18 protein-coding genes, 1 tRNA gene and 1 pseudogene are annotated in these 20,266 nt (G+C 61.1%); 13 read left to right on the forward strand and 7 right to left on the reverse strand.

Annotation, left to right across the window (positions count from 1 at the left end):
• Window positions 1-4 precede the first annotated feature (4 nt).
• Window positions 5-994, reverse strand: a complete 990-nt coding sequence (locus tag BSY240_RS09230; protein ID WP_150127439.1) for an MBL fold metallo-hydrolase — start codon at window positions 992-994, stop codon at window positions 5-7.
• A gap of 234 nt (window positions 995-1,228) precedes the next feature.
• Between BSY240_RS09230 and BSY240_RS09235 the strand changes: the two genes are divergently transcribed.
• Window positions 1,229-2,635 carry a DHA2 family efflux MFS transporter permease subunit gene (locus tag BSY240_RS09235; protein ID WP_069042094.1) on the forward strand — a complete coding sequence of 469 codons (1,407 nt, stop codon included), beginning with the start codon at window positions 1,229-1,231 and terminating at the stop codon, window positions 2,633-2,635.
• Here the strand turns inward: BSY240_RS09235 and BSY240_RS09240 are convergent, their stop codons facing one another.
• The 3 genes from BSY240_RS09240 to BSY240_RS09250 are packed head-to-tail and all read right to left on the reverse strand — an operon-like array spanning window position 2,636 to window position 5,518.
• Window positions 2,636-3,019, reverse strand: a complete 384-nt coding sequence (locus tag BSY240_RS09240; protein ID WP_069042095.1) for a VOC family protein — start codon at window positions 3,017-3,019, stop codon at window positions 2,636-2,638.
• Between the two features lie 55 nt (window positions 3,020-3,074).
• Window positions 3,075-3,857 (reverse strand): RlmE family RNA methyltransferase, encoded by a 783-nt coding sequence (locus tag BSY240_RS09245; protein ID WP_054148754.1) that lies wholly within the window; start codon window positions 3,855-3,857, stop codon window positions 3,075-3,077.
• A 2-nt stretch (window positions 3,858-3,859) separates the two neighbouring features.
• Window positions 3,860-5,518: a Ppx/GppA phosphatase family protein gene (locus tag BSY240_RS09250; RefSeq protein WP_054148753.1), complete on the reverse strand. Its 1,659-nt coding sequence runs from the start codon at window positions 5,516-5,518 to the stop codon at window positions 3,860-3,862.
• A 298-nt stretch (window positions 5,519-5,816) separates the two neighbouring features.
• Between BSY240_RS09250 and BSY240_RS09255 the strand changes: the two genes are divergently transcribed.
• Window positions 5,817-5,890, forward strand: a tRNA-Gln gene (locus tag BSY240_RS09255).
• A gap of 503 nt (window positions 5,891-6,393) precedes the next feature.
• On the opposite strand, the pseudogene BSY240_RS24585 reads toward BSY240_RS09255, so the two are convergent.
• A pseudogene (locus tag BSY240_RS24585) lies at window positions 6,394-6,533 on the reverse strand (IS5 family transposase); the annotation flags it as partial.
• Window positions 6,534-6,740: 207 nt separating this feature from the next.
• Between BSY240_RS24585 and BSY240_RS09260 the strand changes: the two are divergent.
• The 6 genes from BSY240_RS09260 to BSY240_RS09285 are packed head-to-tail and all read left to right on the forward strand — an operon-like array spanning window position 6,741 to window position 12,921.
• Entirely contained in the window at window positions 6,741-7,748 is a 1,008-nt protein-coding gene (locus BSY240_RS09260; RefSeq protein ID WP_069042096.1) for a 3-oxoacyl-ACP synthase III family protein, read from the forward strand.
• Window positions 7,749-7,753: 5 nt separating this feature from the next.
• Window positions 7,754-8,731, forward strand: a complete 978-nt coding sequence (locus BSY240_RS09265) for an NAD-dependent epimerase/dehydratase family protein (protein ID WP_069042097.1) — start codon at window positions 7,754-7,756, stop codon at window positions 8,729-8,731.
• Window positions 8,728-9,549 (forward strand): MBL fold metallo-hydrolase, encoded by an 822-nt coding sequence (locus BSY240_RS09270; protein WP_069042098.1) that lies wholly within the window; start codon window positions 8,728-8,730, stop codon window positions 9,547-9,549. Before BSY240_RS09265 ends, BSY240_RS09270 begins: the two co-directional genes overlap by 4 nt.
• Complete coding sequence (locus tag BSY240_RS09275) at window positions 9,546-10,817, forward strand: AMP-binding protein (protein ID WP_069042099.1); 1,272 nt, start codon at window positions 9,546-9,548, stop codon at window positions 10,815-10,817. The genes BSY240_RS09270 and BSY240_RS09275 overlap by 4 nt, the downstream gene beginning before the upstream one ends.
• Window positions 10,814-11,935, forward strand: coding sequence for a GNAT family N-acetyltransferase (locus BSY240_RS09280; protein ID WP_069042100.1), 1,122 nt, complete (start codon window positions 10,814-10,816; stop codon window positions 11,933-11,935). The genes BSY240_RS09275 and BSY240_RS09280 overlap by 4 nt, the downstream gene beginning before the upstream one ends.
• Window positions 11,936-11,937: 2 nt before the next feature.
• Window positions 11,938-12,921, forward strand: coding sequence for a Rieske 2Fe-2S domain-containing protein (locus tag BSY240_RS09285; RefSeq protein ID WP_069042101.1), 984 nt, complete (start codon window positions 11,938-11,940; stop codon window positions 12,919-12,921).
• On the opposite strand, the gene BSY240_RS09290 is transcribed toward BSY240_RS09285, so the two are convergent.
• Entirely contained in the window at window positions 12,891-14,027 is a 1,137-nt protein-coding gene (locus BSY240_RS09290; protein WP_236759338.1) for an ATP-grasp domain-containing protein, read from the reverse strand. The two genes, BSY240_RS09285 and BSY240_RS09290, sit on opposite strands and share 31 nt — an antisense overlap.
• A 351-nt stretch (window positions 14,028-14,378) precedes the next feature.
• On the opposite strand from BSY240_RS09290, the gene BSY240_RS24365 reads away from it, so the two are divergent.
• Both BSY240_RS24365 and BSY240_RS09295 read left to right on the forward strand, forming a co-directional pair.
• Window positions 14,379-14,546, forward strand: coding sequence for a hypothetical protein (locus BSY240_RS24365; RefSeq protein WP_236759362.1), 168 nt, complete (start codon window positions 14,379-14,381; stop codon window positions 14,544-14,546).
• Between the two features lie 313 nt (window positions 14,547-14,859).
• Entirely contained in the window at window positions 14,860-15,981 is a 1,122-nt protein-coding gene (locus tag BSY240_RS09295; protein WP_083229602.1) for a trypsin-like serine protease, read from the forward strand.
• Between the two features lie 949 nt (window positions 15,982-16,930).
• On the opposite strand, the gene BSY240_RS09300 is transcribed toward BSY240_RS09295, so the two are convergent.
• Window positions 16,931-17,923: a L,D-transpeptidase gene (locus BSY240_RS09300; RefSeq protein WP_069043917.1), complete on the reverse strand. Its 993-nt coding sequence runs from the start codon at window positions 17,921-17,923 to the stop codon at window positions 16,931-16,933.
• A 188-nt stretch (window positions 17,924-18,111) separates the two neighbouring features.
• Here BSY240_RS09300 and BSY240_RS09305 point away from each other — a divergent pair, with 188 nt between their 5' ends.
• The 3 genes from BSY240_RS09305 to BSY240_RS09315 all read left to right on the forward strand — a co-directional run bounded on the left by BSY240_RS09305 (window position 18,112) and on the right by BSY240_RS09315 (window position 20,224).
• Window positions 18,112-19,026 carry a LysR family transcriptional regulator gene (locus tag BSY240_RS09305; protein WP_069042104.1) on the forward strand — a complete coding sequence of 305 codons (915 nt, stop codon included), beginning with the start codon at window positions 18,112-18,114 and terminating at the stop codon, window positions 19,024-19,026.
• A gap of 118 nt (window positions 19,027-19,144) precedes the next feature.
• Window positions 19,145-19,843: an SH3 domain-containing protein gene (locus BSY240_RS09310; protein WP_236759339.1), complete on the forward strand. Its 699-nt coding sequence runs from the start codon at window positions 19,145-19,147 to the stop codon at window positions 19,841-19,843.
• A gap of 42 nt (window positions 19,844-19,885) precedes the next feature.
• Window positions 19,886-20,224 carry a hypothetical protein gene (locus BSY240_RS09315; RefSeq protein WP_054148742.1) on the forward strand — a complete coding sequence of 113 codons (339 nt, stop codon included), beginning with the start codon at window positions 19,886-19,888 and terminating at the stop codon, window positions 20,222-20,224.
• Window positions 20,225-20,266: the final 42 nt, after the last annotated feature.

A 20,266-nucleotide genomic window follows, 5' to 3' on the forward strand; every position in this document is an offset into this window, starting at 1 on the left:
AGGCTCAGATATCGAACTGGTAGGCCTTCGGCACGTAGCGATAGCCCTGGTCGACCTTCTCGACGAAACCGACGGCCGGGAACGGCATGTGGTAGCCGAGGAAAGCGAGCTTGTCGGTCGCCAGCATGTCGAAGACCTTGGCACGGGTCGCGGCGGCTGCGGCCTTGTCCATGTCGAAGCGGACTTCCCAATCCGGACGCTGCAGCGAGAGGACGAAGTGGTTCGCGGTGTCGGCCGTTAGAACCAGCTGGCGACCTTCCGACTCCAGGCGGTAGATCATGTGGCCCGGCGAATGGCCGAATGCCGCCATGCCGGTAATCCCGGAGACCACTTCGCCACCGTCGCCGATGAAGGTCATCTTTTCGGCCATCGGCTGGACATTGGCGAGCACACCCTTGTGGCCGTTCTCGGCCGGTGTTCCGACGCGGGCCGGATCGGCCCAGAAGTCATATTCGGCCTGGCCCGTCACATAACGCGCATTTGGGAAGGTCGGCTGGCCACCTTCCATCAAACCGCCGATATGGTCGCCATGCATATGGGTGAGCACTACCGTCGTCACATCTTCGCGCTTGTAGCCGGCGGCCGTCAGGCCTTCAACCAGGCGACCGAGGCCGTTTGCACGTCCGCCCTCACCGAGACCGGTGTCGAACAGGATCACGTCGGAAGCGGTATTGACCAGCACCGGGGCGAAGCTGTTGACGAACTTGTCGGAGGGCAGGAAGTTTGCCTCGAGCAGCGCGCCCACGGTTTCCGGCGACTGGTTGGTGCCGAAGGTTTCCTGCGGATTTTCCGAGGGGCGCGCGCCATCCTTGACCACCACGACCTCGAACTTGCCGACATTGAAGCGGTGCGTTTCCGGCGGCATTGCATGGTCGATATTCATCGAGGTCTCCGCACCCGACTGCTGCGCCACAGCAGCACGCGTCATGATCAAGGGAGCCGCCAGTGCTACACCGGCACCGCCGAGCAGCATACGTCTTTTCATAGAAATCATCGCAATCTCCTCAAACAAATTTCGCCTAGGCCCTGCGCAGGCTCACCACGACATAGGGGAAAGGCGGGCGGCGGGTAGCGGCCTCACACCATCGTGATGCTTTCTGATCCAGACGACGGGAACCTCGCTTCCTTGGGGGTCCGTTTCGCTGGCGATCGGCGGTTTCAACCCGGGCTTGTCTGCGCTATGTGACGCTTAAGACCGGCCGCAGTCGCGGCATCTTCCGGAATGCCGATGAATCGCATCACACCGCTTATTCTCGCCGTAGCCCTGTTCATGGAACAGATGGACTCGACCGTGATCGCCACGGCCCTTCCGACGATCGCGGCCGATCTCGGCGTGGGGCCGATCACGCTGAAGCTCGCACTCACCTCCTATATGGTGGCGCTTGCGATCTTTATTCCCGCGAGCGGCTGGATGGCGGATCGTTACGGCGCCAAGCGGGTGTTCCGGGCGGCGATTGTCGTCTTCATGCTCGGTTCGCTGTTCTGCGCCATCTCCGATTCGCTTCTTACCTTCGTTTCTGCCCGCTTCCTGCAGGGTATGGGCGGGGCAATGATGACGCCGGTCGGACGTCTCGTTCTCTTGCGCACCACGAAGAAGAGCGAACTGGTCTCCGCAATGGCGCTGCTGACCATTCCCGGCCTGCTTGGCCCGATCACCGGGCCGCCGGTCGGCGGGTTCATCACGACATTCTTCAGCTGGCACTGGATCTTCCTGATCAATCTCCCGATCGGTCTCCTCGGCCTCTGGCTGTCCAGCGTCTACCTTCCCGAGATCGAGCCGGTCGAGACGGCGCGGATCGACTGGAAGGGCTTTCTCCTGAGTGCGGTGGCGGCATCCGGACTGGTCTTCGGCCTTTCGGTGATGAGCCTGCCGGCTTTGCCCGTCTGGGTCGGTGCTGCCGCAACCTTGATCGGCATCTTGTCGATGATCCTCTACGTGCTGCATGCCCGGCGACATCCCGCACCAATTTTGAACCTCACCCTCTTTGCCAACAGGAGCTTCCGCGCCTCGATCGTCGGCGGCACGCTGTTCCGGATCGCCGCCGGCGCCACGCCTTTCCTGCTGCCGCTGATGCTGCAACTTGGCTTCGGCATGACCGCCTTCGAATCCGGCATGATCACCTTCATTGCCGCCGTCGGAGCGATCACCACCAAGTTCATCGCAAGACGTGCCTTTGCCGCTCTGGGCTTTCGCAATGTGCTGATCATGGCCGGCATATTCGGCGCGCTGACGACGGCTGCCAATGCGCTGTTCACACCGGCGACACCTGTTCTTCTGATCATGGCGATCCTGCTTGTCGGCGGTTTCTGCCGCTCGTTCTTCTTCACAGGAGTGAACACTCTTGGCTATGCGGAGATCGAGGATCGCGCCGCCTCCCAGGCGACCTCGCTTACCTCCGTGCTGCAGCAGGTGAGCCTGGCGCTCGGCGTCGCCGCCGCTGCCTCGATCCTCGAGGCCAGCACGCGGATGTCCGGCGAGGGCCTGTCGCTCGGTGATTTCCACCTGGCGTTTGCGATTGTCGCGGGTCTTTCGCTGTTTGCGGTCGTCCCCTTCTTCGGCCTGCCACGCGATGTCGGCTCGGCCGTCTCCGGCTACCGGCGGGCAAGCGAAGACGAGACGATCAACGTCAAGTGACTATTCCGGTCGCTCGCAAAGCGCCGAAAGCTTGTTGCCGTCGGGATCCCGGACGTAACAGGCATAGAAATTGGGGTGAAAGTGGCGAATGCCGGGGGCGCCGTCGTCCGTGCCGCCATGGGCGATTGCTGCGGCATGGAACGCATCGACTGCCGCGCGCGAAGACGCCTCGAAGGCCGGCATGGAGCCATTGCCCACCGTTGCCGCGCGGCGATCGAAGGGATGATTGATCCAGAACCGGCAGCGGCTATCGCCGGCGGTGGCATAACCCGCCTCGTTCTCGTCCGTTTCACGGCGCTCGATGCCGAGCGTCGCCAGGACAGCATCATAGAAGCGGATGGCGCCGGTCAGATCGTTGATGCCGACGGTGATGTAAGTAAACATGACAGATGCCCCTCCGCTTGGCCCAGGCTTAAGACACCGCGCTTCCACCTTGACCTCAGTCCTGATCCAGATCCTCGGTGGCGGGCATATCTTCGCGCGGATCGCGGGCGAAACCTTCCTCGTCGAGTTCGACAACGCCTGGGCCATTGCGGCCCTTGAAGCCCTTGGCGAGCAGGAACATCTCGACCGATTCCTGGCGCGACGAGGCTGGCTTGATATGCAGGACCTGGCGAAAATTCTGCTTCAACATGTTGAGCAGATCCTTTTCCGTGCCGCCCTGGAAGGTCTTGGCGAGAAAATGGCCGCCTTCCGCCAGAACCTCGACGGCAAAGTGTGCCGCCACTTCGCACAGATGCATGGTGCGAATATGGTCGGTCTTCTGGTGGCCGGTGGTGGGGGCTGCCATGTCCGACAGGACCAGGTTCGGCGTGCCACCGACGGCCTCGATCAGCTGGCGGGGTGCATCCGGATCAAGGAAGTCGAGCTGCAGGATCTTCACGCCCGGAATCTGCGCCATTTCCAGGAAATCGATCGCGGCGACGCGGATATCGTCGTCGGTGGAATCGGTGACCTTGGCGGCGATCTGCGACCAGCTTCCGGGGGCCGCACCTAAGTCGATGATGCGCTTGGCGCCCTTCAGCACCTGATGCTTCTCGTCGATCTCCAGCAGCTTGAAGGCGGCACGGGCGCGATAGCCCTCGAGCTTGGCCCGCTGGACATAGGGATCATTGATATGCCGCTCGAGCCAGCGTCTGGACGAGGCCTTGAGCTTGCCCTTCTTGACCTTCTGGCCGAGCTTGCGGCCCGTGCGGTTGCCGCCGATGGGTGGTTTCGCCATGGTCAGCGCTCCCTGGATACTGGAGGACGTCGATTGCGGCCGCGGCGCCAAACGCCGTCATCGGCCATCATGTCGGTGAGCAGGCCTTCGCGAAGGCCGCGGTCGGCGACGCGCATGCGGCTCGAGGGCCAGCGACGGCGGATCGCTTCGAGGATCGCGCAGCCGGCCAGAACGAGGTCGGCGCGATCAGGGCCAATGCAGGGATTGGCGGCGCGACCGGCATAATCCCAGGAGAGGAGCTTTGCCTGCATCGCCGTCACCTCGGCATCGGAGAGCCAGAGGCCGTCGACCTTGCGGCGATCGTAGCGCGGCAGGTCGAGATGCACGCCGGCGAGCGTCGTCACCGTTCCCGAGGTGCCGATCAGGTGGAAATCATCCATGCTGCGCGGGATATCGGGGCATTCGAACTTGGCCAGCATGCCCTCGACCTCGCGGGTCATGCCTTCGAAGATATCAGGCGTGACGTCGCGACCGCCATGCCGTTCGGAGAGCGTCACCACGCCCACGGGCAGCGATGTCCAGTGGGTGATGTGGTTGGCAAGCCGGCTGGAGCGGTTGTCGTGGATGCGGATGACCGCAATCTCCGAGGAGCCGCCGCCGATGTCGAAGAGCACCACGGAGCGCGCTTCCCGGCCGACGAGCGAAGAGCAGCCGGAGACGGCAAGCCGTGCCTCGGTTTCCCGGTTGATGATTTCGAGCTGCAAGCCTGTCTCGGCGGTGACCCTCTCCAGGAAAAGCTCACCGTTTTCCGCCGCACGGCAGGCTTCGGTTGCGATCAGCCGCATGCGCCTGATGTCACGGCCGGACAGCTTGCTGGCGCAGACGCGCAGGGCATCGACCGCGCGGTCCATGGCGTCCTGCGACAGGCGGCCGGTGGAGCCAAGGCCTTCGCCGAGACGCACGATGCGGGAAAAGGCATCCACGACACGGAACTGGCCAGGCCGGGTCGGCTGGGCAATCAGCAGGCGGCAATTGTTGGTGCCAAGATCGAGTGCCGCATAGAGGTCATCCGGTCCGCCGTCCTGGGCCGGGCGGCCCCGCTCAACAGCGGGCACGGTCTTTTGCTGCACATGGGCAACCGGATGCGCGTTGGATGCAGCATGCGCCTGGGCTCGACCCGGCTTTGCCGCGGCGGCCGAGGGCGGCTCGGAACCGGCCAGCGGGCGAACATGGCCCGGCTTCTGGGCTACCGCATGGCGGTTTCGATTGCGCTTGCGCTTGCGACCGGGGCGCGGGCTTGCCGGATCCGACCCGCCCTGCTCTCCGATCCGCGCCGCACGCGACTGAGGCTGCATGCCCTGCCCGCCGCGGCCGCTGTCCCGCAGGTTCGCGGACGCCACAGTCTCTGTGCTGCCCGTCGCGTCTTGGTCATGGATCTTGCCGTTGGGATTGGCACTGGTCGCAGCCGCCGCGCCGGGACCGCCGCCCTTGCCGCGACGACGGCGCTTTCGCTTGCGGATGGGACCATCCGCAAAGACTGATTCGGAACGTCGCTCGGCGACCGGCGTGCCCGCCGATCCTGCCGAGGCAGAAGCCTCGTGACCGTTTTTAACCGGCCCCGTCTTCTTGCCCTTGCCGCGCCGACGGGGAGACCCGCCCTTGCGCTTGCCTGTCGACGCCCCCTCGCTGTTCGGCTGTCCGCCGCGATTGGGGTCTGTCACTGAAGTTTTCCACTGCACCGCGCAAGGCGCCAAGATCGACGCATGCCGCTGGTGTCATCATTCGTTTCGTTGGGCAAAGCATACCAGCGCCTGCCCGGAGCACCAAACGGTTTTTCAAAAGGGCCGCCGGGAGCATGGGGCACGGCTGCGAGCGGCCGGCCATGGCGCTCAACGGGCGGCCGCCGACCTCGCGTCACGCTCTTTTGCGAAAGCTGTCATTTTTTTTGAAATTCAGTCTTTGCAATGCCGGATGTTTTGGCTATAAGCCCGCTCACCGATCGCCGCGGCGATACCCTGGTGGGGAATAGTTCAACGGTAGAACGACGGACTCTGACTCCGTTAATCTTGGTTCGAATCCAGGTTCCCCAGCCATTTCTCCCAAAAAGCCTTGATTCTCATGTTTTTCCGTCGTGCCGGATCCCGTTTTGGCGTCATCGGCGACCTGATGCCCAAAACTGATGCCCAAAGGTGATGCCCAAGCCGAAATCGGCCCGGGGTGACCTTCGGGCCTGATACAGGGTGTCTTCGTCATGGCAGTCCGCCAAGGCACAAAGATGGTGTCCATGGTCGCTTGCGGCAGTAAAACAGAGGAAAATCAAAGGCGAATTTTTTAAGTCTTTGAAATCATGTGAGAATCCACGTTCCCCAGGCAAGCCAGTTTAGGTCGGTTTTCCGCTGAAAATCAGCGACTATTTCTCAAAGAAAAAAGCGACGCCTTCTCAACAACTTGAGCAGTCACGGCTGCTGTTCTTCAGTCCATCCGTCGTGCTGCCACGGGTCTCGCGAAAAAGGCTGGGGACCCAAGAACGATAACTGCAAAGGGGCCGAGAGCGGACTGGGTGCTGGGCTGCTGCATTCACCCAACGGATCGATAATTACCAGGTCCTGTTGACTAAGTAAGGCAGCCAAATCTTTGCGGCGGCCCGAGCAAGAAATGCGGAGAAGGATTCTCGGGTTTTGTCAAATCGGGTCGCATGCGACGCAACTGCTTGAGACGATTGCACATCCGCTCGATGATCATGTCCCGCCGCGAGCCCAATTTGCCTGCCAAAAAAGCAGTCTTGAATTACGTTTCCCTTGATTTTGGAACCAATTTTGACAACAGTTCCTGTAATCAAGCCGGGACAGCCAAACTCTGCTTTCGCCGAAGCCTATGCAGTTCCGGCCTTGTTTGCGAAACCGGATGTGACCAAGTAAAGCTTCCAATATGGATCTTGGTCGAATGAGCGGCGATATTCGTCGGTTGCGTATAGCCGGGACGGGACATTTTGTTCCGTGCCGGGTCCTTTTGTCGACGGACCTCGATCGGGAACTGGGCTTAGAAGAAGGTTCTCTTGAGCGACTATCCGGCGTGTTCAGCCGACATGTGTGTCAGGCAGAGGACGATCAGATTGAAATGGCTGTCGCCGCTGCAAACCTTGCGATGCAAAAGGCGGGCATGGGCCCTGAGGACATTGATCTTGTCATCGGCGCTTGTGGTGTTCCCTATCAGCCCCTGCCGACAACCGCCCCGCTGGTGATGGACCGGCTCGGCATTGCCGCTGGCCGTGCTGCCGCCTTCGATGTCAATGCGAGCTGTCTCAGCTTCCTGGCCGCTGTTGATCTGGCCGCCGACCGTATCGCGATGGGACGGGCACAGGTCGCCATTGTCTTTTCTGCAGATATTGCCTCGAGGGCGCTGCCTTGGCACGATCAGCCGGATGTTGCGGCATTGTTCGGCGATGGGGCGGCTGCAATCGTGCTGGCGGCCGCTTCCGAGGGTGACAGTTCAATCCGTGCCAGTCTCATGCGCAGCTATCCTTCAGCCTATGACGCTTGCGGAATCGGTGCGGGCGGTACGCGCTTCGATTTTCACCGGCAGCCGGATGAATTCGCCGCCCATGCCTCCTTCCGTATGGATGGCAAAGCGCTGTTTCGCGTCACGCATCGTCATTTCCCCCGCTTCGTCGACGAGCTTCTCACCGCTGCCGGATGGACGGCCGATGATGTTGATCTGGTGGTGCCGCATCAGGCCAGCCCTTTGGCGCTGGAGCACATGATCAGGCAGACCGGGATGGCGGCTAATCGGGTGGTCAATATTACGACGCGATTTGGCAATCAGATAGCAGCCTCTATTCCGACGGCGCTCGATATCGCCTGGGCTGACGGGCGGATCAGCAAGGGAAGCAAGCTTCTCATGCTCGGCACATCGGCCGGTGTGTCCTTTGGCGGCATGGCGATAGAGGTTTGAATCCCATGCGTGTTCTCGTCACAGGCGCCACGGGTTTTCTGGGCGGTCGGCTGATCCGGTATCTGGCGGCCCGCGGATTTGAGACGGTCGGGCTCGGTCGTGATGAGGCCCGTTGCCGTCATCTCCAGGATCTGGGTTTCGCGACCGTTTGCGCGGATATGTCCCGACCCGTGCTTCACCTTGTCGATGAGATCGGCACCGTGGATGCTGTGGTGCATTGTGCGGCACTCTCGGCATCCTGGGGAAAGCCTGCAGCCTTTCGCCTGGCCAATGTCGAGGGCACGGGCCATGTGCTTGATCTGGCTCATGCGCTCAAGGTCCGTCGCTTCGTCAACATATCCTCGCCGACGGTTTATTTCGAACTCAAGGACAAGACCGACGTCGCCGAAACGGCGCTGCTGCCGCCTCCGATCAACGCCTATGCCCGAACCAAGGCCGAGGCCGAAGCAATGGTTCTTGCCCGAGGGAGTGTCGGCCCGGTGAACCTGCGGCCGCGTGGCATCTATGGCCTTGGCGACCAGACGCTGCTGCCTCGGATCACGGCTGCTGCCCGCCATGGTCCCCTGCCGCTGTTGCGGTCCGGCGCGGCCGCCATCGATCTTACCCATGTTGATGATGTTGTGCAGGCCATCGAGGCGGCTTTGACGATCAGTGATATCGAGGGGCAGACCTTCAACATTTCGAGTGGCGAAATGGTGCCGGTGCGTCACATCGTCGAGCGTGTTTGTTCAAGGCTTGCAATCGAGCTGCGCTGGAGACGCGTGCCGTTTTATCCGGCGCTGGCGGCTGCTCGCCTGGTGGAACTGGTGAGCCTTGCCCGTTCGGCCTCAACCGAGCCCCTGGTTACGCCCTATACGCTCGGTCTGTTTGCGTTTCGCCAGAGCCTCGATATCTCCAAGGCCCGCCGGATGCTTGGCTGGCGACCTCGGATCTCATTCGAAGAGGGGCTTGCAATGACGATTGCCCAGGGGCGCGGGCCATGAGACCGGTGTTTGCCAACAGCGCCTTTGTCAGCGCGCCGGAACGCTTTTATCTTCGCGGCGGGGGCTGGCGGCCCGTGCCTCTGAGGGTGCGCTATGGTCTTTTCGAGCATCCGACAGCGGGGCTTGTGCTGATCGATACGGGCTATGGGCCGCGGGTGACGCAGGGCAAGCGCAGCCTCGGCTTGCGCCTCTATAACGCAATCCTCGGTCCGGATCTGGTGACGAGCGGGCAGCCCGCAGCGGTTTTGCAAAGGCTCGGATTTACGCCCGATGATGTCTCTATCGTCATCGTCACCCATTTCCATGCCGATCATGTCGCGGGTCTCGATGCGTTTGCCAATGCGCGGATCATCGCAAAGCAAGAGATGCTGGGACGCGTCCTGCGGGCGCCCGTTCGGGCCAATCTGCGCCACGGCATATTCACCGAGCTTCTGCCTGCCGGCCTTCTTTCGCGAACGGTCGATGTCGACGGATTTGCCCTGATCGAGGCGCCGCTTGGTCTCGGGAAAGGCCGCGACCTTTTCGGTGACGGCAGCGTGCTTGCCATCGATCTTCCGGGGCATGCCGCCGGCCATTTCGGTCTGTGCTTTAGCGCCATGCCACGGCCACTTCTCTATGCAGTCGATGCACAATGGTGCGGGGATGCATTGGTGCCGGAGCGGCGTCCGGGCTTTCCCGCAAGCCTCGTGGCTGACGATCCCTTGGCCCTTGCCGAGAGCACCCGTCGCGTCCTTGCCTTTCAGGAGGCGAGCGGTGAGGTGCTTTTGTGTCACGACCCTGCGGTCAGCCCGCACGATCTGAGTAAGGGCATGCCGTGACCTCCCCCCTTCGCATTGCATCCGCCTTTGCGCAAACGCTCTGGGCCTCGCGGGCCGGGCGCCCGCGTGCCGCGTTCAAGCGCTGGCAGTCCTTGGCGCTTCAGCGCTGGCTCGACCACAACCTGCCCGCTGTTGATTTCTACGAGGGTGCAACACGTCGGCTGGAGACGCTGCCCATCGTCGACAAGGCCGTGGTCATGGCAGATTTTGCCGCCTTCAATCGAGGGCGGATCAGCGCCGAGGACGGATGGCGCGCTTTTGAGACCACCGGCCAGATCGGGAAGGTCAGTCTTGGCGCAAGCACCGGCACGAGTGGCAATCGCGCGCTTTATGCTGTTGATGCTTGCGACAAGGACCGCTGGCTGGGCACCATTCTCTCAAAAGCCGTGCCGCGGTTCCTTCTTGATCCCGAAAGGGTTGCCGTCATCCTGCCGCAGAACTCCGCGCTTTATGACGGTGCCAATCGCTCCCGCTTGCTGCGACTGATGTCTTTCGATCTCAACCGGGGTATCGAAGCCTGGCTTGACGATCTGGAGCGGTTTGCACCCACCACCATCGTCGCGCCGCCTCGGGTTTTGCGCCATCTTGCCGAGCACGCCGAACGGCTGCAGCCGAGACGCATCTTTGCCGGTGGCGAAACGCTGGATCCCTTCGACCGCACGATCATCGAGACCCGCTTTGGCACGAGGCTGGGGCAGATCTACATGGCGACGGAAGGGCTTTTCGCTGTCTCCTGCTCGCATGGGGCCCTGCATCTTGCCGAAGACGCCAATTTCTTCGAATTCGAGGCCGTGGAGGGCGGGCTGGTTTCTCCCCGCGTCACCTGCTTCCGGCGCTGCTTCCAGATCATGGCGCGGTACCGCATGAACGATCTTCTGCGCCTGTCCGATAGCCCCTGCGCCTGTGGATCGCCGCTCCAGGTTGTCGACGAGGTCGTCGGTCGGCTGGATGACGCCTTTGTTTTTGACCGTGGGGATGGCGTGCGACTTCTGGTGACGCCTGATGTGATGCGCAATGCCGTGCTTGAGGCCGATCGCTCGATCACCGATTTTCGCATCCTGCGGGAGGGGGCCGAGCAAATCGCGCTTGTGCTGGAGCCGAAACTTGCCGCCCATGGTGCAAAGGCGGCCCGGGATGCACTCGCCGATGTGTTTTCGCGGCGCGGGCTGTCCCCGACACTTATCCTTCGACAGCAGGCGATGGAATTTGAGCCTCACCGGAAGCTTCGACGGGTGGAAAATCGGCTTCCGCCTGAGGATGCACGATGATGACACTTTCTGGAGCGGGTAGCGCGGTGTCCAATGAGCCGCAGGCGGTTCGTCGTTTCGTGGCGCTTTTCAACGCCTATCCCGTCCCGGACCTCATTGGCAACCTCTCGACAAAGGTTGATGCGATCGACGTGGAAGGGCGTCATTTTCCGATTACCCTCAACGAGCAACGCGATGCTCCGACCTGCTATATCTGTTGCCCAAGCAGCGCCTATATCGACTATGCCCTCGACGAGACACGCAATTTTGCCAGCGCTCCCCTCTTGCGTTGGGCTGCATCTGGCCTGATCCGTGCCTGCGGCCCGCTTTTGAGGGCCAGTGGGCTCGATCAGCAGGTGCAGGTCAACAACTGGCTGCTGTCCACCAATCCGGTGCCGGCCATCAGCGCCTCGGGGGCCTCCGGGCTGGTGGCAGAGTTGTGCGAGCGATATCCCAATCGGGCGATTATCATCCGCTCATTGAACGAAATGGCTGACGGGTCTTCGATCCGTCATCTGAGGGCGGCGGGATTTCGCATGATCGCGGCGCGGCGGATCTATCTGTTTTCCGGCAATGACGGACGCAAGACGCAGAACCAAGGGTATGACCGCAAGCTCATCAGTCGGACAGCCTACCGGTTTGCTGCCGGAGAAAGCTTTACCGAAGCGGATTACGAGCGTGCAGCCGAGCTTTACGCGCTGCTGTATCTGGAAAAATATACCCCGCTCAATCCGCAATATACCGCGCTTTACATCAGGGAGATGCACAGGCGCGGCCTGTTTGACCTCGTAGGCTTCCGGGACGGCGCGGGCAGGCTTGCGGCGGTGTCCGGCTTTTTCGCCAATGGTCGCACGCTGACGCAACCGATCGTCGGCTATGATACGAGCCTTCCATTGAAGGATGGACTTTATCGGCTGGTCATGGCGACAGGCCAGATGATCGCGGCCGAGCGTGGGCTGTTTTTCAACATGAGTGCCGGGGCGGGCCGTTTCAAAAGCCTGCGCGGAGCAGTACCCGTCATCGAATACAATGCCGTCTATGTCGCGCATCTTCCGGCACGCCAGCGCCTGGCGGTGCGGGTCATGGAGGCGTTGCTGCGGCGTATAGGCATTCCGCTTCTGGAGGGTTTTGACCTGTGAGCATGTCTCCCGACACCTGGCAGGCCGTTGCCATTGCCTCTGAGATTGGCAAGAGACCGCGGCGGATATTGCTGGCAGGACTGCCTGTGGTGCTGTTTCGCAGCGGCGAGACGATTGCCGCTTTGCATGATCGCTGCCCCCACCGGCATGTGGAACTCTCGAAGGGCAAAGTCAAAGACGGTGAGATCGAGTGTCCGTATCACGGCTGGCGATTCAACGCGGCAGGTTTCTGTACGGCCATTCCCGGTCATACGGGTGCCGTGCCCGGCTATCGCGTGCCACGATTGACGACATTCGTGAAGGAGGGTGTGGTGTTCGTGGCAAGCGGCGCGCCCAAGGACGAGCCCTATCTGCACTGCGCCGAGGGGCAGAAGATCATCGTCAAGCTTGTGAGCAGCAGCACGCGCTCGACGCTGGTCGATGCCGCCGAGAACATTCTCGATGCAACACACACCCATTTCATCCACAAGGGCCTTCTGCGCGGATTGAGCAGCGAGCGGCAGCGCGTGCGTGTCGATGTCACCGGCGGTCCCGGCTGGGTCGAGGCGTGTTATACCGGCGAAGAACGGCAAAACGGCCTGATCAGCCGTTTGCTGGAGGGGGAGCGGGTGAGGACGATTGGGCGTTTCCGCTATCCCGGTATTGCCGAACTGGAATACTGGGGGCCGAAGGGCCTGGTACTTGCGACGACATTCCATCTCCGTCAGGCGGCGGAGAGCCAGGTGGATGGGATCGGTTGCCTGATCGGGCCGCAGGGCGGTCTGCTTGATCACCTGAAGTCTCTGGCTTTCCGGCCCATGTTCCGCATTGCCCTGGAACAGGACCGGCGGGTACTGGCATCGGCAAGCCGGAATGCGGCTTACTGGCCGCAGGCATCGGCGATCATCGGACCGCTTGATTTCCTGCGTCGAAGCATCGAGGCGATCATGGACGGTGCAGCGCCGCCTGCTGCCAATCAGCCGGAGAGTTTCTCTTTCGAACTCTGATCCGGCCCGTCCCATTCGATATCGCGGGTGGAGGCGCGTTGAAGGGAAATGCGGTGGCGAAGGGCGAGCGCCGCGATTTCGCCAAGCGCACGCCATTGCGCGCGTTTTGGTTCAGGGTCTTGCGGCCAGTCGAGAAGCTCCTCCGCGCTTTTGAGGTCATGCATAAAGCTGCGGAGATCGCCACGGCGCAGAGCGGCTGGTAGCCCGTAGATCCACAAGGCAAGGCGGACTGTCTGCGGGCTGGATATATCCGGTTTCAGGCTGCCTTCGCCTGTCCAGATCGCCTGTGCGAATGGCTTTGGATCGCAGAAGAAATGCAGCCCGCTTGTAGCGCGCGGATTGCATTCAAGCGGCAGTACGGCACCGTCGGTCTTGAGGATCAGGTCGAAGGAAAGCTGGCCCGTCCAACCGGTGCCGGCGGCAAAATCCGTCACGAAAGCATTGGCCGCCTCGTTCTCAACAGGCTTGAAATAAATGCCCGCGCCCTTGCCGGCACGGTAGATTGAGCTGTAGAGCGAAAGCGCCTGCAGACGGCCATTCTGCGCGATGGCGTAGGCACTGATCTCCTGTCCCGCGATGAATTCCTGGGCGAGCCAGGGTGCCTGAGGCGTTGGCGCAAGAGCGTCTACCTCTTCAGGTTTCGGCTGAAGCAGCACCCGGCTCGCAAAGCGCGACCAGGCGGGTTTGAAAACCATCTGAGACGCCATCGAGCGGATAGCGGCAAGGTCGGCTCTGTTCTGCAGGAGCACCGTATGCGGCGCTGCCAGTTTGAGGCTTTTGCAGATTTCGATGAAATCAAACTTGTTGTGCGCCCGTGTAAGGACATCTGCGTCTGGCGCGAACAGCCGTGCCGTCATCCCCCGTTCGCGCCAGAGTGCAGCCAGATAAAAGATCTCCTCGCAGGTCGGCACGACCAATGAGACATTTTCCCGTTTCACCAGGTCTTCGACCACATCGGCATAGCGTTTCGGTTCAAAACGCGGCGGCGGCAAACGAAAATAGCCATCGCAGGCACGGCTGGCGGCTGAAATCGGTTTGGCTGGCGTGTCGGCAAGCAGCACGCGCCAACCTGCGCCGTGGAAGAGCCGCGCGAGGTGCAATGCCACCGGTGCCCTCGCCCCGGTGATTAAAATTGATCGACTTAAAACCGAAGCCACCATCGTTGCTGCGTCCTACTGTACTGGTGTCGTAGCGGAGATACTGGCATGCCGCAGAGCTTTGCCTGACGCATTAGCCAACAGACGTTCCAGGCACAAGATCATCGAGCCGCAACGTTGCGGTTGCTAGGCCCTGTTGACAAATTGGCGGCTTCACGACGAAAATCCACGCCCGAGCAGACGGTCATCCTTCTCATTCGAGGTCAGGACGTGGATGCACAGGCCGAGTTTAGCCGCCAAGCAATCCCAGCCACCGTCGCCAATGCGGTTCCGGGTCTCGCAGGGCCAGTGACAACGAGCATGGGCATCACGCCTATCTCTAACGACGATGCCTTGACGACCTTGTATGAACGAGCGGACAAGCTTCTTTACGAAGCCAAGAGTGCGGGACGAAATAGAACCCGCAGCGCGATAGGTCCCATGCATTCATCGAAATCCGCCCAGATCGATAGGGTCATGATTGCATAGCCCGCGGCAGCGCCGGCCATGCGGTTCATAACGACGAACTGTTTTGCAGAGATCTCACTGTCTGCAAGTGGCGGAAAGGCTACGAGCCACTTGCGCGAGCCGCGTCTGATTTCAGGTGCCTGCCGCGAAGTTTCTACGACCGAGATGGTGGAGGGTTTCGGGTGCCGTCAGGCGTACGAAAGCATCCACCATTGCCGTCATTCGCTTTTGCAATTCGCTAAATCGAAAGCTGTCGTTCAATTAATTGCGCTGGTAATAGGATGAAACGGGGGGAAACCCTCGGCGTTTGGGCCGAAACAACAGAGACTAATCGATGGTATTGCCCACGGTGTATTGCGACTATTGGCTGTGGGCCAAGGGGCAAGACCATCGCCTCCAACAGCCGTCCCCCTTCACCCAACGTACCGCTGTTCGAGGCGCACGGCTTTGTCTCGCGCGAAGCTGGCATCACCACGACACCCTGCATTCTGAATACCAACCAGAGCGCAACATTGCACAAATGCCGAGTGAGACATCCAAGGGGAGAGGTATGAAATCGAGGATCGTATCGGCGCTGCTGGGCACGGCGCTGCTGAGTTTGGCTGCGGCTGGTCCAGCCCATGCGGTGATCATTCTCGACAGCACCTGGGCCGATCAGGGCGGGGCGGATGGTGCGGAAGGCGACGGATTCGGCGCCGCCAAGGCGCTGGCCATGGAGCCGCAATTTTGCGCCATTATGAGCTTTTTCGACGGCGAGCAGATTGGCGCCTCCGGCACCTGGATCGGCAATGACCAGAACGGCAATGCTTATGTACTGACTGCTGCGCATAACTTCGGCGACGGCGACGACCCTGACACCTGGACCTACTACACCCGCGCTGGTGCCGAATTTACCGGCAAGGCCGTGCATATCCATCCCAATTACGACGCCAATAGCGACGAAACGCCGGGCTATGACTTGGCCATCGTGAAATTGAACGGACCGGTAGAGGATTGCGATAGGCCGCCGCTCCTTTATGGCGGGGACGATGAACTGGGACAACGCGCCACCATGGTCGGCTTTGGCTCGAGGGGCATCGGCTCGGTCGGCCAGGATGACAAATATTACAGTAGCGAAGATGCCGCTGCGGCGCGCAACATCATCGACGTGGTCGAGGACCCCGCCCCCGACGGCAAAGGCGGCAATCAGTTGCTGGTCGACTTCGACAGCGAGGACGGTTCCACCAATGTCTTCGAGGACGGCAATTCCCTGCCGGTTGATGAATATGAAGGCGTGCTGGGCTCGGGTGACAGCGGCGGCTCGCTCTGGATCGAGACCGACGAGGGTTGGGCTATTGTCGGGGTCAACGCCTGGGGCGACGATGCGGTTTATGGTTCGACCGGCGGTTTCGGCCGGATCAGCACGCAATATGACTGGGTCAAGTCCATCTTCGATGCGAACTTCACCAACGAGTAAGCACCGGTGCGGCGAACGCCGCCTGACCGTTTGGCGACCCACCACGGGCCTTCCGCCCTTGAGACATTTGCAAGCACGACATTCGGTTACCGAGCCATTGAACCACCAGGTAAAGCGTCCCGGTACCACCGTTAAGCTCGGCCAAGGATCATGGCTGATAGGGCGATTTTCTGCCTGTCCGCCGGCAGCCCTCTTTCGCCCATCTGCCTATGTCCGCTTTTCAAGCAGTGGAACCATTAACGGACAGGCAGGCCCCCCATCACGGACATCGGAGTTACGCAAACAGACCAGCAGCTTTCCACTATTCGGCGTTTCGGCTTGAATGGCCGACATGAAGGCGCAAAGCTGCCACGCGAAAATGCTCACCTCGTCTCCAGCTTTACGCCCCCGAGCGGAAATTATTGCCGCTCTCCGCCATGTTGACGTCAGCCCAAAGCCAGGGGACAAAGATGGCATCCACGGTCGCTCGCGGCGCAAAAATATAGGGAATTCAAAGGCATTTTTTATAAGCCTTTGAAATCATGTGAGAATCCAGGCTCTCCAGGCGGGCCATTTTAGGTCGCTTTTCCGCTCAAAATCAGCGACTGTTTCTCACAGAAAAAAGCGACGCCTTCTCAACAACTTGAGCAATCCCGGCTGCTGGTCTTAGGTTATCTGAAGTGCTTAGACGGGTCTCGCAAAATCGGCTGGGGACCGCCAAGCGATGTACCTTATGGGGCCGTTTCCGGACATCCAGTTCCAGCCACTTCTTCCGAAAAGCAGACACTTGGCGCCCCACTTGCTTGGGGCCATGGAGGACAAGCGCGGGCAAAGGCCCAGGCTCGCTGCTTGAGATATGATTCGCCGGAGGTCTTCACTGCCGAATAGGTCGCCAAACCGATCGCGAGCTTAAGCAGGATATGTTTGGCGAACAGCCGTCAAGACGACCCGCCTTCTTGAAGCGACCCAATCAACTCATGATCACGAAATCCGTGCCCGTCCGGCTGTCTGGAGCAAGCGGAGCGTCCGTCAGAATGAGGACTGCGCCGGGGTGCAGAACCCTTTGCATGGCCGACACGAAAGGCGGGTCGGCGGATATCCGGGAGAGAAGGTTTGCGGTCGTGCTGACAACAGCCTCGTCCTCGTTCGGATTGGCAAACGCAATCCAGCGCATGCCCAGGACGGCGTCATCGAGGTCGTCGAGCAGGAACACATGGCTCCCAAACTTGTCCCTGCCGCTCACGGTGATTCTTCCCTCGGCGCGGATTTCAGAGTTTTCGACCAGCAAGGCCCGCCCATCGAAGGTCGACATGATGACCGAAACCACGGGCTGCTTCTTCAGGTCCGTCCAGTCGTTCGGCCGCTGTTTGCCGTGCAGCGCCGCCACGGCATCGCCGAATTCCCGGGCGGCGTAGGCACCGAGCACCATGCCCGGATGGGTGAGTTCCTGCGGATCTGCGGCAGCGCCCGAAATGATGACGGGTGTGCCGAGATGGGTGATGTCGAAGAGACGTTCGGAAAAGGCCATAGGCAGGCGCACGCAGCCATGTGAGGCCGGATATCCCGGCAGATTGCCGGCATGAAGCGCGATGCCAGACCACGTCAGCCGGCTCATGTTTGGCATTGGCGCGTCGTCATAGGTGCTGGACTTGTGGTGCTTGTCCTTCTGCAGCACGACGAAAACGCCGGTCGGCGTCTCATGCCCCGGCTTTCCGGTGGAACAGGTGGCGACCGCTATGCGGATACCGTTGCGATAGACATGCACGCGCTGCTCCGGCAGCGAGACGACGATCGCCACCGGCCCGGTCCGCTGTCGTTCGGGATGCCAGGTGAATTCGCCGGGCTTCAAGGCCGCGACCTCCTTCATCACCTCCCCGGCCAAGAGTGCGACCGGACTGCCTAGAAGCGCGACCGCCGAAATGCCCTTCACAAAAAGACGCCTGTCATCGTCTGTCTTCGTCATGGTCGATCTCTCGTTCACAATTTCGACGTGAGAGACCATTTCAGGGCCGACCGCGGGTGTCCAATGAGTTTCTCTCTTGAACTTTAAATAATCCTCATGAAACGTTAGTTTCAGGCGCACCCACTCTCGCTTGTGCCGGGGTGCAGGGCGCCCGATATCGAGCGCATTGCCGCATCAAGGATTACGCGATGGATTTCAGGCATAATCTCAGGGCCTTGCACACGTTTGAAACGGTATCCCGCCATCTGTCCGTGGCGGCGGCGGCGGACGAACTGGGCGTCACGCAAAGTGCCGTCAGCCATCAGTTGCGGCTGCTCGGAGAGATCGTCGGAGAACGACTGATCCAGAAAAGTGGTCGCGGCATCGCATTGACAGACGCTGGCCGGGACCTTGCGCGACGGCTGCAGCCGGCCTTTGCCGAGATCGACCGATCCTTGGCCGTAGCGATCGGCGGCACACGCGATCGGGTGCGGCTCGCGATTTGCAGCAGTTTCGCCCAGGCCTGGCTGGTACCGCGGCTGCATTCCTTCTATGCGGCCCATCCGGATATCGATCTGCAGATCATCATGTATGCGCAGGATCCGGAACTCACGGATGCAACGGGTGATGCGTTCGTGACGACGCTCCCCAAGGATCGCGGCTATCACGCGCAACTGCTCTGGCCGGAGAATCTGGTTGCAGTCGTGTCGTCAACAGTTGCAGCGCGAAACAAGAGCTTCGATTACATTACCACCGAACTGCAGCCTGGAAAGATCGGCTCGGACTGGCAGACCTATGCGCGACACAGCGGCCGGGCGGATCTCCTTCCCCTCACCTGCCGCTGGCTGTTCGCATCCCACTATGTAATCGCGCTCGACATGGTTCGCCAGAACCTCGGTGCGGCGCTCGTACCAGACTTTCTCGCACAGCCCGACATAGAAACGGGAAGAATGGTGCTTCTGGACGAAGCACTGCTTCCCACCCACGAGGATTATCACCTGTGCATCAAGGAAAGCCGCAGAACTGAACCTGCTCTCGACGCCTTGCTGCGGTGGTTCAAGCAGGAGCTCGGCAGATCGGAGCGCCGCGCGACGGACAACCGTTTGAAACTGGTGCAACCATGAAACCCTCTCACATTGGACGAATATAATTCACTGGTTCGCAGGCTTTAGGCATGTCAGTCTCGGGACATCGAGAGGTTGCAATTCGATCTCTTGAAGCCTTCCCAACGGGAGATGTCGGATGCGTATGTGGCGTGCGTTCGTGGGTGTAGTGGTCGCGATGGCGCTTGTCGTCATTGCAGATTTCGGGCAGCAAGCGGCACTCGCGCAGGAACGCAGCGCCCGGGTCGAATTCGGCCGGGGCCAGAGCTCGACGACCATCCGCGGGACGGTCCGGGGCTACGAAGGCGCCAATTACCGCATCAATGTCCGTGGAGGCCAGAGGCTCGCCGTCACCATGGATAGCTCGAACAGCAGCAACTACTTCAACATTCTCGGCCCCGGCGGTGGCGAGGCCCTGTTCAACGGCTCAATCTCGGGCGATTTTGCCGACATCATCGTTCCCGGTAGCGGCGACTATGTCGTGCAGGTCTACCTGATGCGCAATGCCGCGCGCCGCAATGAGCAGGCGCGCTTCACGCTGCGGATCGAGGTCACTGGCGGCAGGCCGATTGCGCCGCCCGCACCCGATTTCGCCGACGGCCTGTCCGGCGGCCCGGACTTCTTCCAGGTGGCCGACATTTCGCGTGGCGATGCCCTTAACATCCGTACCCGCCCGAGTGCCCAGAGCCCGATCGTGACGCGCGTGGTCAATGGCGAGATCCTGCGCAATGGCGGCTGCCGCATGACCGGACAAACACGATGGTGCCGGGTTTCCCGGCCTGATGGCAGCAATGCCGGCTGGGCGGCTGGACGGTTCCTGGTCGAGGCGAGCAACTGAGCCCGATCAGGCCCTGATGAAGTAAAACAGGAGGGGAGACGCATGATCAGGTTCATCACGACTTTAGGAACGATCTGCATCGCTTTGGGGCTGCTTGCGGGCTGCACCTCGGACGGAACATCGCAACTGCCGCCAACGGCTGCCGCCACTCCGAGGTTGATGGACGAGAGCGTGCCGCCAGCGGCCCGTAGCGCCTGTCTGGCAGCAGTATCCAACACCACGAATAATGGCGATGTCGAGATCATCGAAATGATCTTCTCGGAAGCCAACTCTCAGGTCACCGTTGGCGTTGGACCGACGCGCGCACCGTGGAACTGCATCGTCTCCAATAGCGGAGTGGTCGCCAACGTGATGTCCATGACGAACGAGGGCGCTCTGTGAGGCCCGCTTCCTAACGGTGCCGGCTCGCTCCGGCACCGGATC

It is taken from the genome of Agrobacterium sp. RAC06, assembly GCF_001713475.1.
Classification (GTDB): Bacteria; Pseudomonadota; Alphaproteobacteria; order Rhizobiales; family Rhizobiaceae; genus Allorhizobium.

Bases quoted from the DNA above. Each gene is read 5' to 3' on its own strand.
- BSY240_RS09230 (WP_150127439.1), bottom strand. From the start codon at position 994: ATGATTTCTATGAAAAGACGTATGCTGCTCGGCGGTGCCGGTGTAGCA.
- BSY240_RS09235 (WP_069042094.1), top strand. From the start codon at position 1,229: ATGAATCGCATCACACCGCTTATTCTCGCCGTAGCCCTGTTCATGGAA.
- BSY240_RS09240 (WP_069042095.1), bottom strand. From the start codon at position 3,019: ATGTTTACTTACATCACCGTCGGCATCAACGATCTGACCGGCGCCATC.
- BSY240_RS09245 (WP_054148754.1), bottom strand. From the start codon at position 3,857: ATGGCGAAACCACCCATCGGCGGCAACCGCACGGGCCGCAAGCTCGGC.
- BSY240_RS09260 (WP_069042096.1), top strand. From the start codon at position 6,741: ATGAGCGGCGATATTCGTCGGTTGCGTATAGCCGGGACGGGACATTTT.
- BSY240_RS09265 (WP_069042097.1), top strand. From the start codon at position 7,754: ATGCGTGTTCTCGTCACAGGCGCCACGGGTTTTCTGGGCGGTCGGCTG.
- BSY240_RS09270 (WP_069042098.1), top strand. From the start codon at position 8,728: ATGAGACCGGTGTTTGCCAACAGCGCCTTTGTCAGCGCGCCGGAACGC.
- BSY240_RS09280 (WP_069042100.1), top strand. From the start codon at position 10,814: ATGATGACACTTTCTGGAGCGGGTAGCGCGGTGTCCAATGAGCCGCAG.
- BSY240_RS09285 (WP_069042101.1), top strand. From the start codon at position 11,938: ATGTCTCCCGACACCTGGCAGGCCGTTGCCATTGCCTCTGAGATTGGC.
- BSY240_RS24365 (WP_236759362.1), top strand. From the start codon at position 14,379: ATGGGCATCACGCCTATCTCTAACGACGATGCCTTGACGACCTTGTAT.
- BSY240_RS09295 (WP_083229602.1), top strand. From the start codon at position 14,860: ATGGTATTGCCCACGGTGTATTGCGACTATTGGCTGTGGGCCAAGGGG.
- BSY240_RS09300 (WP_069043917.1), bottom strand. From the start codon at position 17,923: ATGACGAAGACAGACGATGACAGGCGTCTTTTTGTGAAGGGCATTTCG.
- BSY240_RS09305 (WP_069042104.1), top strand. From the start codon at position 18,112: ATGGATTTCAGGCATAATCTCAGGGCCTTGCACACGTTTGAAACGGTA.
- BSY240_RS09310 (WP_236759339.1), top strand. From the start codon at position 19,145: ATGCGTATGTGGCGTGCGTTCGTGGGTGTAGTGGTCGCGATGGCGCTT.
- BSY240_RS09315 (WP_054148742.1), top strand. From the start codon at position 19,886: ATGATCAGGTTCATCACGACTTTAGGAACGATCTGCATCGCTTTGGGG.